Source organism: Haloarchaeobius caseinilyticus, assembly GCF_051207395.1.
Taxonomy (GTDB): Archaea; Halobacteriota; Halobacteria; order Halobacteriales; family Natrialbaceae; genus Haloarchaeobius.
Map to the genome: position 1 here is coordinate 558,965 of NZ_JBPJZC010000003.1, position 11,949 is coordinate 570,913.

General features: G+C 65.2%; 11 protein-coding genes. 6 read left to right on the plus strand and 5 right to left on the minus strand.

What is annotated here, in order from left to right:
* Nucleotides 1-110 precede the first annotated feature (110 nt).
* The 3 genes from ACSC1P_RS15395 (at nt 111) to ACSC1P_RS15405 (ending at nt 4,556) form a co-directional block, all read left to right on the plus strand.
* Nucleotides 111-1,592 (plus strand): carboxypeptidase M32, encoded by a 1,482-nt coding sequence (locus ACSC1P_RS15395; protein ID WP_435361080.1) that lies wholly within the window; start codon nt 111-113, stop codon nt 1,590-1,592.
* Nucleotides 1,593-1,685: 93 nt separating this feature from the next.
* Nucleotides 1,686-3,086: an NAD-dependent succinate-semialdehyde dehydrogenase gene (locus ACSC1P_RS15400; RefSeq protein ID WP_435361081.1), complete on the plus strand. Its 1,401-nt coding sequence runs from the start codon at nt 1,686-1,688 to the stop codon at nt 3,084-3,086.
* A gap of 90 nt (nt 3,087-3,176) precedes the next feature.
* Complete coding sequence (locus ACSC1P_RS15405; protein WP_435361082.1) at nt 3,177-4,556, plus strand: hypothetical protein; 1,380 nt, start codon at nt 3,177-3,179, stop codon at nt 4,554-4,556.
* Nucleotides 4,557-4,583: 27 nt separating this feature from the next.
* On the opposite strand, the gene ACSC1P_RS15410 is transcribed toward ACSC1P_RS15405, so the two are convergent.
* On the minus strand, nt 4,584-5,174 hold the full coding sequence (locus ACSC1P_RS15410) for a CPBP family glutamic-type intramembrane protease (RefSeq protein ID WP_435361515.1): 591 nt from the start codon (nt 5,172-5,174) through the stop codon (nt 4,584-4,586).
* Between the two features lie 156 nt (nt 5,175-5,330).
* Complete coding sequence (locus tag ACSC1P_RS15415) at nt 5,331-5,621, minus strand: DUF5789 family protein (protein WP_435361083.1); 291 nt, start codon at nt 5,619-5,621, stop codon at nt 5,331-5,333.
* A gap of 456 nt (nt 5,622-6,077) precedes the next feature.
* Between ACSC1P_RS15415 and ACSC1P_RS15420 the strand changes: the two genes are divergently transcribed.
* Nucleotides 6,078-7,034 (plus strand): cell division protein CdpA domain-containing protein, encoded by a 957-nt coding sequence (locus ACSC1P_RS15420; RefSeq protein ID WP_435361084.1) that lies wholly within the window; start codon nt 6,078-6,080, stop codon nt 7,032-7,034.
* 30 nt (nt 7,035-7,064) lie between these two features.
* Here ACSC1P_RS15420 and ACSC1P_RS15425 read toward each other — a convergent pair whose 3' ends face one another.
* Genes ACSC1P_RS15425 through ACSC1P_RS15435 form a run of 3 tightly spaced genes read right to left on the minus strand, consistent with a single transcriptional unit; the run spans nt 7,065 to nt 9,768 of the window.
* Nucleotides 7,065-7,553 (minus strand): Mut7-C RNAse domain-containing protein, encoded by a 489-nt coding sequence (locus ACSC1P_RS15425; RefSeq protein ID WP_435361085.1) that lies wholly within the window; start codon nt 7,551-7,553, stop codon nt 7,065-7,067.
* A gap of 13 nt (nt 7,554-7,566) precedes the next feature.
* Entirely contained in the window at nt 7,567-9,306 is a 1,740-nt protein-coding gene (polX, locus tag ACSC1P_RS15430; RefSeq protein ID WP_435361086.1) for a DNA polymerase/3'-5' exonuclease PolX, read from the minus strand.
* A gap of 27 nt (nt 9,307-9,333) precedes the next feature.
* Nucleotides 9,334-9,768 carry a DUF5788 family protein gene (locus ACSC1P_RS15435; protein ID WP_435361087.1) on the minus strand — a complete coding sequence of 145 codons (435 nt, stop codon included), beginning with the start codon at nt 9,766-9,768 and terminating at the stop codon, nt 9,334-9,336.
* Nucleotides 9,769-10,274: 506 nt separating this feature from the next.
* On the opposite strand from ACSC1P_RS15435, the gene ACSC1P_RS15440 reads away from it, so the two are divergent.
* Entirely contained in the window at nt 10,275-11,186 is a 912-nt protein-coding gene (locus ACSC1P_RS15440) for a rhomboid family intramembrane serine protease (RefSeq protein ID WP_435361088.1), read from the plus strand.
* A 1-nt stretch (nt 11,187) separates the two neighbouring features.
* A complete protein-coding gene (locus ACSC1P_RS15445; protein ID WP_435361516.1) occupies nt 11,188-11,928 on the plus strand; it encodes an endonuclease V in 741 nt (246 codons plus the stop codon).
* The last annotated feature ends 21 nt before the right edge of the window (nt 11,929-11,949 follow it).

An 11,949-nucleotide genomic window follows, 5' to 3' on the forward strand; every position in this document is an offset into this window, starting at 1 on the left:
CTCCCGCTTTCGCCGTCTTCGGACGGTGGAACACGTATTTCGTCCACCGCTCGTTGCCCCAGTCTCACTCAGCCCGTGGCTTTAGTACCGTTCCGCGCGGCGAGAGAGACATGGCCGCATACGACGACCTCTGTGACCGTTACGGTCGCTTCGCCAACCTCCGCAACGCCGCCGGCTTGCTCAACTGGGACCAGCAGGTGATGATGCCGAGCGGTGGGACACCCGCGCGCTCGCAACAACTCGCGGCGCTTTCGACCACGCGACACGAGTTGCTCGTGGACGAGGAGACCGCGGCGCTGCTCGACGCGGCCGAAGCCGACTCGCTCGACGACGACGAGGCAGCCGTCGTCCGAGAGATTCGCCGTGAGTACGACCGCGAGACCGACGTGCCGAGCGAACTCGTCGACGAACTCGCCCGGACGCAAGCCGACGCACAGGAGACCTGGCAGGCCGCGAAGGCCGACGACGACTTCGAGCGATTCGCACCGACGCTCTCGAAACTCCGCGACATCCACTGCGAGCGCGCCGGCCACATCGACGACGCGAAATCGCCCTACGAAGTGATGTTCGAAGACGGTGAACCGTACCTCCCGCTCTCGCGCGTCGAGCAGGTGTTCGACGAGTTGCGCGCCGAACTGCCCGACCTCATCGACGCGATTCGGGAGTCGGACAGCGAAGTCGCGTGGCCGTTCGAGGGCGAGTACGACGACGAGGCACAGATGGCCCTGTCGCGGGACGCCCTCGACTTCCTCGGCTTCGACTTCGACCGCGGCCGCCTCGACACCGCCCCGCACCCGTTCATGTCCGGCAACCAGTTCGACGCCCGCGTGACGACCCGGTGCAAGGACGAGGAACCGCTGGACGCGCTCACCGCGACCATCCACGAGTTCGGCCACGCGACGTACCAACTCGGCCTGCGCGAAGACGCCTACGCGAACCCGCTCGGCGAACCGCGTTCCTCCGGTGTCCACGAGTCCCAGAGCCGATTCTGGGAGAACCACGTCGGTCGGACCCGCGCGTTCTGGGAGACGTTCCTTCCCAAATTCGCCGACCGCTTCCCACAGCACGACGACGTGACCGCCGACGAACTGTATCAGGCCGTCAACAAGGTCCGCCCGGACAACCTGATTCGCGTCGAAGCCGACGAAGTGACCTACCACATGCACGTCATCCTCCGGTGTGAAATCGACCGCGCCTTCGTCGAAGGCGACCTCTCGGTCGACGAGATTCCCGCGATGTGGAACGAGAAGATGGCCGACTACCTCGGCATCGAACCCGAAACCGATGCTGCGGGCTGCCTGCAGGACATTCACTGGTCGTACAGCTTCGCCGGATTCCAGAACTACACCGTGGGCAGCGTGCTCGCCGCACAGTTGGAGGCCGCCATGGAGGAAGACCTCGGCGACCTCGACGACTACATCCGCGACGGCGACTTCGACCCGCTGCACGAGTGGTTGACCGAGAACGTCCACGAACACGGCTGCCGGTACACGACCGACGAACTCATCGAGGAAGCGACCGGCGAACCGCTGACCGCCGAGTACTACCTCGTCCACGTTCGCGAGAAGTACGACGACCTGTACGACCTCTGATTCTCCGTCTTCGGGGAGCCACGTTGGTTGGCTTTTCGTCGGCCTGCGTGGTATGGCCCCACCTACATGCGACTCCCGCGAGTAGTCCCGGACATGGACCGCGTCAACCCAGCAACCGGCGAGCAGTTGGGCACAGTCGAGGAACACACCGACGACGAGGTGGACCGTGCACTGGAGCGTGCCACAGCGACGTTCGACTCGTGGCGCGACGTTCCGATGACGGAGCGCCGACAGTTGCTCCGCGACGCCGCCGACGTGCTCCGCGAGAACGAAGACGAGTACGCTCGGTTGATGACGGAGGAGATGGGCAAGCCAATATCGCAGGGACGTGCCGAGGTCGAGAAGTGTGCGTGGCTGTGTGAACACTACGCCGAGAAAGCACCCGAGTATCTGCAGGACAAGACCATCGGCGCGGCCGAGCAGGCGGACACCTACGTCACGTACCAGCCGCTCGGCCCCGTGTTGGCCGTGATGCCGTGGAACTTCCCGCTCTGGCAGGTGTTCCGGTTCGCCGCGCCCAACCTCGTGGCCGGCAACGTCGGCCTGCTCAAACACGCGTCGAACGTGCCCGAGTGTGCGATGGTCATCGAGGACGTGTTCCTCGAAGCCGGGTTCCCCGTGGGGGCCTTCCAAACGCTCCTCATCGGCGGGTCCCGCGCCGAAGAAGTCATCCGCGACGACCGCATCAAAGCTGTGGCGCTGACCGGGAGCGAGTTCGCCGGGAAGAAAGTCGCCGCGACAGCCGGCGAGGAACTGAAGAAGACCGTACTCGAACTCGGTGGGTCCGACCCGTTCGTCGTGCTCGACGACGCCGACGTTGGCCCGACCGCCGAGAAAGCGGCCCACGCCCGGCTCCAGAACAGCGGCCAGTCTTGCATCGCCGCCAAGCGATTCATCGTCCACGACGACGTGTACGACGAGTTCCTCGAAGCGTTCATGGCCGAGATGGAGTCGTGGACCGTGGGCGACCCGATGGAGGAAGACACTGAGGTTGGCCCGCAGGCCCGCGAAGACCTCATGGAGGACCTGCACGAGCAAGTCCAGTCGACCATCGACGCTGGCGCGACCTGCGCGATGGGTGGCGAACCGCTCGACCGCGAGGGGTACTACTACCCGCCGACGATACTGACCGACGTGCCCCGCGACGCCGCCGCAGCGTGCGAGGAGACGTTCGGCCCCGTCGCGGCCGTGTTCCGCGTCGACAGCGAAGAGGAAGCCGTCGAACTCGCGAACGACACCGACTACGGTCTCGGTGCGTCCGTGTGGACGAGCGATTTAGAGCGCGGCGACAAGGTCGCTCGACAGCTAGCGGCCGGCTGTGCCTACGTGAACCAACTCGTGAAGTCCGACCCGCGCCTGCCCTTCGGCGGCGTGAAGATGTCCGGTTACGGCCGCGAACTCGCCGGTGAGGGCATCCGCGAGTTCGTGAACCGCAAGACGGTGTGGGTACAGGAACCCGACCCCGAGGCCGGATCGCGTGCCGAAGGCGAGTAGTCACAAGTAGTCACGGACCGGCCGTTTCGGGGCCCGAATCCCCAGCGAACCGCTGATACCGTTCTTCCCGGTCGGTAACGTACTTACCGTATGGCACGGCGACCAGCCGAGCAGTCGTCGCGAGAGGAGACGGAGCGTGAGAGCGACCGCTCCGTCCCCTGTCGGAAGGTTCTCACTCGGCAGTCCACCGCTCGTCGCCGCCACGCCAGCCATCATTACTGCCTCTCACGTCGCCGACTACTGGCAGGTGCTGGCACACTCGCGCTGTCGACTTTCGCTGGCTGCCTGCAGGAGGTTCGAAAGGCCGCGAGCGACCTCCGTGGTGACGGAGACACGACCGGCCCGCTCCCGGATTCGACACCGAACGCCGGTGCCGGCGCTGAGACGCGGCCCGCGGTGACTGAACCGCACTGGGACCCCGCGACGCCACCGCCGAACAGCATCACCGTGCCCGAGGGGTTCACCGTCTCACACGTCACCGACTACAGTTCTCGCGGGGTCGGCGTCCACCTCGTCCCGTCGGACGTGGAGTTCGCCAGCCTCGACCTCGACCGAGCGTCGCTGCTCGCCGTCGTTCGAGAGTATCCCGGCGGCGACGTTCTCGCCTTCGGGGAACACGACACGCTCGGCGACTCGAACCCGCAGGACGTGACCGTTCCAGTCGACTGTTCGACGGTCCCGACCGGTCTCCCGCTCCAGTTCGCCGTCTTCGCACTCCCTGCGGGGAAGGATTTCGCCACGGTCGTCCCGGACGAAGTCGCCTACGTCCACGAGACGGACCCGTTCGTCCTCGACGCAGACGGCCGCATCGAGCGCACCAGTACGCCGGAACTCGACGCGCTGGCCGACGATTCGGGCCCGCATCACCGCCGCAAGAGCGTCGAAGGCGCGTTCCGACTCACGTTCTCTGGACGGACGAAAGGGCGTCCGTGGGAGACCGAGTTCTTCGTGTTCAAAGCGGCGTACGTGCAGGCAGTCCGGCGTGACCACGGCCGCGCTCGCCCCGAGTTCGTCGACTACGAGATGACCGCCGGTTTCGCGCCCGAAATCGCCACGGTTCTGGCCCGGACCGCGCGCCGCCACGGCTTCATCGACAGACGCGACCAGGTCGAGTTCCTCGTCGATTTCGTCCAGCACCTCCCGTACGTGCCCGACGACTTGAGCAAAGGCTTCGACGACTACACGAAGTACAGTCTGGAGACACTGGTCGAGTGCGGTGGCGACTGCGAGGATTCGAGCATCCTGCTCGCGAGTGTCCTCCAGTCCCCACCCTTCGGCTACGACGCCGTCCTCGTCCAGCCACCGGGGCACATGGCCGTCGGGGTGTACGCCGCCGACGACTCACCCGGCTACTACTGGGAACGCGATGGCCGGCGCTACTTCTACGTCGAAACGACCGGCGTCGGTTGGGGCATCGGCGACCTGCCGGAACTCTACCGGGGGAAGCGCGCGATCGTCCACATGGTGTGAGAAACAGCCGAAATCGCCACCGTCACGTCACAGCGGAATCGGCAGCCACCGCAGCCAGCTAACCACCGTCTCCGGCGGAATGAGCGGCTCGTGCAGCACGAGCCAGTCGAGCAACACGAGTCCCGCCCCGTGGGCGACGATGGAGGGCAACAGCGAGTCGCTCTTGTAGTCGACCGCGCCGAACAGCACGTCCGTCGGCCCCGAGAGCGCGACCTCGATGGGCGGCTTGCCCGCGTGGTGCAGCGCGTAGACGATTGGGCTGATGAACGCCGCCTTCACGCCGAAGCGGTCGCCGACGCCGACACAGAGCAGCCCGCGGTAGTACGTCTCGACCGCGACGACCAGACAGAACTGCTTGATGGCGTGCGGGACGAAGTCCGACAGCGCCGCGCTCGTCTCCCACATCGGGTAGAACGACCGAATACCCGGCAGCGACGACCCGACGATGTAGAAAGGCAGGACGAACGCCGCGAGTAACAGCGTGTTGCGAATCGCCGCCCGGTCGATTTTGTACCCGATGTTCTTCCCGTGCGTCAGCGCGAGCGCCATCGGCCCGACGAAGAAGATGAGCGTGTCGGTGACCAGTCGCTCTTCGAGGCCGGGGCGCGTGTACGTCATCCAGAGGACCGAGAGTACCGCACCGAGAAGTAGCGACTTCTGCGTCCACGTCAGGTTCGACGGTGCGAGCGATTCCGGACCCGCAGAAGACAGTCGCTCGCGTACCGATGCAACGGCGTCACCGACGCTGCGAACGACCGTCGAGAACACGAGTGCTTACTCGTCTTCGGTCGCGACGGGACCGCGTCCGATGACGTCACGGACTGCTGCTTCGAACTCCTGGCGCTTCTCGAAGTACGTGATGTCGACGTGTTCGAGCACATCGGCGATGGTCTGGGGACCGTCGGGCGTTCGGATGGTCGAGTCGCCTTCGAGCGCGGCGAGGCGGCTCTGCTTGATGGGCCACGTCAGTCGCGACGAGACCTGTGCCAGCGGCGCACCCTCGACGGTTGCTCCCTCCCCGAGTTCGACGGCGGGTTCTTCTTCCGCTTCCTCGTCGTCAGCCATGTGCGGGCGTTGGCAACCCCGTCGATTCAAGCTTTCGCTTCCATTTCCGTCGTCGATTGTGGGTTATTGAGTTCGTAGGCTGGGTTTTACTGCGGTTTTCGTTGTTCTCGGGACCGGCGGCGACGGTTCGTTCACGAATTCCGGCCCTGTCGTCGCTGGAGTTGCTGGTGACGAAGAGCAGTCTACGAATCACGATGGAACACGACCGCACCGCAACCCTCCCCCGCGTCCCTCGCCACACCCACCCCAACCGACTGCGGTACTCGCGTCACTTCGCTCCGCTTCGTTCCGCTGTGTTCCTCATCCCTCGCGCGACTATGGCTCGCAGTCTTCGACATGCTCGCCAGCGCGCGCCAGAGTGGTCGTGAAAATCCCGTCGCCGACGGTGAACCAGTCTCCATTTCGAACCGATTTGTCTGACGTACTGTTTTGTGTGATGAGAGGTAACGAAGGGACATGACTAGCCTCACGGACGTGTACGAGGACAACGTGGGGGAGGTAGAGAACCGCCAACGGTTCTACCTCGGTGTGGCGTTGTTCGTCGTCGGGAGTTTGCTGACGGTCTTCGGTATCGTCGTCGGGGCGACCGAAGTCCTCTCCGGGTTCGGCATCGACCTGTACGGGTCGCGTCGAATCGCGGGAATCATGGGTGGATTAGGCGTGCCAGCGGTGCTCGTCGGCGTGTTCACGGTACTGCCGGCGAGTCGGCGCATCCGCGCCGTCGCGGCCATCGCGTCGAGTGTCTGCGTACTCGGCGTCGCACTGTTCAGCCGGGTCTACCCGAACGACTGGATCGGCTCGACCACTGCCGACGTGGGCCTGACGCTGCTCGTCTCCGTCGTGTACTTCCTCGGTGTGTTCACGGCCATCGGCTGTCTGTTCAGTGCGGTCGTGACGTTCAAGACGCGCAACGACCCTGGCGGAACCGTCACGATGCAGGTCACCCGCGAGGGCGAGACGCGCTACGTCGAGGTCCCCGAAGAACGGGTCGCCGAGGCCGAAGAATTGCCCGAGGGAGCGGTCGCAGACGCTGCGAAGTACGGGAGCGTCGGTATGTTCGGTAAACAGCCGGACGGGAACGTCGAGACGCAGACGAACCGCCAGCACCCGAACCCGACGCGCTCGCGGCCGCGCAACGACACGCCGGCCCATCCCGCAGCGCGAAACCGCGCAGCCAGCGACGGCGGCGCGGCGACGAACGACATCAGTTCCCCGCTGGACGACGGCGCGGAGGTCATGCGCACCGAGCCAACGCCCGAACCGGAGCCGAAGAACCTCGCGGACCGCTACTGCGGCAACTGCGCGCACTTCGACTACGTACGGACGAACCGCGGCATGCAGCCCTACTGCGGGAAGCACGACGAACTCATGGACGACATGGAAGCCTGTTCGGCGTGGGAGCCGAACAACTGAGGACGCAACGACACCGAAGCGGTCTCGTTTTCAGCACTCTCGCGCCCGGTCCAGCGTCGCAACCATTCGGTCCCAGTGCCCGCCCTTCCAGAAGTACTGCCCACAGGCGCGACAACGCCAGAGTCGGTGGTTCTCGCTCTCGTTGGGGACGTACTCCGGAACTGCCGCGGTGCCGTCTCGCTCGACTCGGCGGAGTTCGCCATTACAGCGCCCACACCACGCCGGTTCGTCGGTCGGCGACAGTGCGACGCCCGCCGACGCGAGTTCGCGCAGCATGTCTTCCGTCTCGCGTGTGCGAAGCAGAATCGACCCCGGTGCAGCACGAGACGACGCGGCGGCGGCACGAGCCGCGAGCTGTTCGTCACGAGTGACGAGCACCCTCCCCTCCGCGGCGGCCAGTTCGAGCAACCGGTCGTCGGCCTCGATGTCCCTATCCAGTGCGTACACCGTATCGTGGCCACAGAGTCGCAGATAGACCGCCAGATTTCCGAGCATCGCGTCGAGGAGGTACCGGGCCATCGAAAGAACCCGTTCAGTGACAAAAGTCCCGGACACCGTCGGCGTCACGGGCGTTCAGCACGTCAGCAACTTCGGCCCACCCGCGCCGGGCGGTGTGGACACCGTATCGGACGAACTCGAACGTCTCGGGCCGGTGCGAGTCCGTGTTGACGGCGATTGTCGCCCCGGCGTCGATGGCCGCTTTGACCGGGCCGCCGGAGAGGTCGAGTCGATGCGGGTTGCTGTTCACTTCGAGCGCGACGCCGGTCTCGACTGCGGCTTCGGCGAGCGTGTCGTAGTCCACGTCGAGGCCGGAACGCTGGTTTAGCAGGCGTCCCGTCGGGTGGCCCAAGATGTCGACCGATGGGTGTTCCATCGCCGTGACCAGTCGCTCGGTCCCGTCGCCATCGAGTGCGGCGTGTGGCGAGGCGACCACGATATCGAGTTCGGCCAGGACATCGTCGCCCACCGAGAGATCACCGTCGGCGTCGATGTTCGCTTCGACGCCGGTGAACACGTCGATGGGTGCATCGGTGGCGACCGCTCGCACTTCCTCTATCTGTTCCAGTAACTCCTCGTCGGAGAGACCGACACCACCGACGACGCCGGGTCCGGTCGCGTGGTCGGAGATACAGATGTAGTCGTGGCCGAACTCGGCCGCGCCAGTGACCATCTCAGAGATGGTGTTCTTCCCGTCGGAGGCGTTCGTGTGCGTGTGCAGGTCGCCGCGAATGTCGGCTTCGGTCAGGAGGGCCGGCAACTCGCCGTTCGCAGCCGCCGTAATCTCGCCGCGGTCCTCGCGGAGTTCCGGTGCAATCCACGGCAGTCCGAGTGCCTCGTACATCGACTCTTCGGTGTCGCCCGCGACGCGCTCGCCGACGCGTTGGCCCGCGTCGGGGTCGTCGACCGCACTCACGTCGAAGGTGCCGTACTCGTTGATTTTCATCTCGCGGTCGATGGCGTAGCTCCGCAGTTTGACGTTGTGTTCCTTGCTCCCGGTGAAATACTGCAGAGCCGACCCGAACTCTTCGTCGACGACGACGCGCAGGTCGATGCGCATGCCTTCCGCGCGGATGGCCGCCTTCTCGGTCCCGGCCTCGATGACGCGGTCGGCGCGGTCCCAGTCGGTGAAGGCGTCCACGACACGTTCGCCAGACTCGGTACCGACCAGCACGTCCACGTCGCCGATGGTGGTCTTCCAGCGTCGGAGCGAGCCGGCGACTTCGACCGAATCGACGGCGTCGAAGTCTTCGAGATATGCGACGATGCTGTCTGCGACCGGCCGGGCGTCGCCGAGCAGCGTCCGTTCACCGGCCGACCGAGCGAAGTCGATGTTGTCCAAGATGTTCTGCTCGGTCTTCGCGCCGAAGCCCTTGACCGCTTGAATCTTCCCGGCCTCTGCGGCCGCTTCGAGGTCGTCCAGCGTCTCGATACCGAGTTCTTCGTACAGCGTGCCGACCGTCTTCGGGCCGACGCCTTCGACGCGCAGGAGTGCGCCCATCTCGACTGGCAACTCTTCGCGAAGCTCGTCGAGTTCGTCGATACTGCCTGTCTCGGCGTACTCCACGACTTTCGCGGCGATCGCTTCGCCGACGCCATCGAGTTCTTCGACCGCGTCCTGTCCGTCGGCGACGAGGTCGTCGAACGACCCCGAGTAGTCGCGGATATTCTCGGCCGCGCGCCGGTACGCGTTGGGCTTGTACGACACGCCCTGGGCGTCCAGCAGGTTAGCCATCTCTTCCAGTCTCGCCGCCACGTCGTCTTGCAGTGCCATGGTAAATCGAAATCAGTCGTCGTGTACTCAGCGCGGGCCGTCGTCGCCGTGGCCCAGCGCCTTCTTCAGGAAGCTCATCCACCGCTTCTGGTCCGCCGCCTCCTTCGCCTTCGCCTCGCCTTCGAGGTTGGTCGTGCCGAGGTTTTCAAGCGCGTTGAGCGCCCGGTCGATGCCGATGACGGCCTCGACGAGTTCCTCGCCTTCTTCGACCGACAGCGCCTCCCAGTCGTCCTCGATGCGCTGTCTGCGCTGCAAGCGCTCGCGCCGCAGGTTTCGCTTCGCTTGCTGGACCCGGTCGCGCTCGCCCGGCGGAATCGTGTCCCGTCGTTTTATCTCGAAGACGAACTCGTGCAGGTCCAACTCTTCACCCTGCACCTCGATACGGTCCGGGATGGTCGCCCCCACCGTCGCCCCCTCGCGGTCGAGTCGCGCGAGGAGTCGCTTCTGCTCGTACGCTTTCACACCCGATACTCCGGTCCGCCCCGGCAAAAACCCTCCCGTGACGCCGCCGCCGCGCGCTTTCACCCCCGTATCGAGACTCGATTCGACGTTCGTACTCGTTGATACCTTTACCGTCTCACCGTCCCACCTACTCGATAGGGAACACACGTTCCCAGGCAGCCATGTCGGCCCAAACACGCTGCGCGCGACCGCTCGGCCCGTTCCATCCCCGGACCGCCGCCGACGCTCGCGACGTGTGTTCGTTCAGACCCGACATGGCGGTCGGTCAGTACCTTCGACAGAAGGCATCAGACTGATCCAATTCCCGGAAATCCGTTACGAACATCGGCGGGCGTTCACAGCGCGCCCGCACGATTCACCCCATTCTGCGACCCTCGACGACCGATAGCACCGCTGTCAGGTTATTCGACGAGACGCGAGTATCGTCCACGAGCCCAATCTGCCGAAATTACCACACAGCACCCGTTCCCAAACGCATTTGCGTCCTGCCTTCTTAGCCTGCCGCAATGGCCGAATGCGACGAGTGCGGCGACCACGTGAGTATGCCGTACACGTGCAACCGGTGCGGCGAGAAGTTCTGCGGGAAACATCGCCTGCCGGAAAACCACGACTGCCCCGGGTTGCAGTGGAACGACCCACAGGGCGTGTGGAACGAAGGTGGGTCGGGAAGTGCGACCAGCAAGGGCGAGAGCTCGGGGGGTGTACTGTCCAGCCTCGGGTTCGGCAGTGGCGGCCTCATGAGCTACTTCCGCGGGAACATGACCTACCTGTTCCTCGCACTGATGTGGGTTACCTGGGCGCTCCAGTGGTACATTCTGCCCTCGCTAACAGGCATCTCGCCGTACACGGGGTCGGAGAATCCAGAACTCTGGTACGACATTTTCACGCTCCAGAGCGCCCACCCAGAGTACGTGTGGGCGTGGTTCACCTCCATCTTCGCACACGCAGATGGATTTTACCACATCGCTGGCAACAGCATCGTGCTGTTCTTCTTCGGCCGACTGGTCGAGGAGTACATCGGCTCACGTGACTACACGCTCCTGTTCCTCGGCAGCGGCGCGCTCGCCGGGCTCGGGCAGGTCGGCTTCGCTCTCCTGACCGGAAACCCGACCATCCTCCTCGGTGCGAGCGGTGCGGCACTCGCCATGATGGGCGTACTGACCATCATCCGGCCGAACCTCACCGTCCTCATCTGGTTCATCCTCCCAGCGCCGATCTGGCTCATCACCGGCCTGTACGCGCTGCTGAGCGTCACCGGTATCCTCGGGGCTGGCTTCCAGCCGAACGTGGCCCACCAGGCCCACCTCGTCGGCCTCATCCTCGGCCTCCTGTACGGCCAGCACGTCAAAGACCAGATCAACCTCCCGCGCGAGACCAGCTTCGGTGGTGGCGGCGGCCGTCGTCGCGGCCCGTTCTGAGATGCGCGAGGAATTCGTTCCCGACCCAGCCGCCGACCGCGAGGTCTGGGAAGCGCAACAGCGCGAGGTGGCCGACGCCGCCCTGTTCGCGGACGATTTCGACTTCGACCCCGACACAGTCGGCTCCGAGACTGGCCCGCTCGTCGCGGGCGTCGACCAGGCGTTTCTGGACGACCGCGCAGTGAGCGCCATCGTCGTCACTCGCGGCGAGACAGTCGTGGAGCGAACCTACGCCGTGACGCCGCTTTCAGTCCCGTACATTCCGGGCTTGCTCTCGTTCCGCGAAGGCGGGCCCATCCTCGATGCGTTCGAGACCCTCGACTCGGACCCCGACCTCGTGTTCTTCGACGGAAGCGGGCGTATCCACTACCGACAGGCCGGACTGGCGACACACATGGGCGTGATTCTCGACGTGCCGAGCGTCGGCGTCGCGAAGAGCCTGCTCTGTGGGAACCCAGTCAGTTCGACTGAGAACCTGCCTGCAGGCTCGCGCGTCGCTATCGAGGCCAACAGCCGGATGGACGCGCCGCCGGGCACAGTCGTCGGCTACGCTGTCCAGACGCGCCAGTACGATAGCCCGGACCGGCACATCAACCCGCTGTACGTCAGTCCGGGCCATCGCGTCGGACCGGAGACCGCTGCCGACTGGGTGGCGCGGCTCTCGACGCGCTACAAGCTCCCTGAACCGACGCGGCTGGCCGACAGCTACGCCGACGAAGCGAAACAAACCATCGACACTTAGGTACCCGGCGTGAGAACGCCG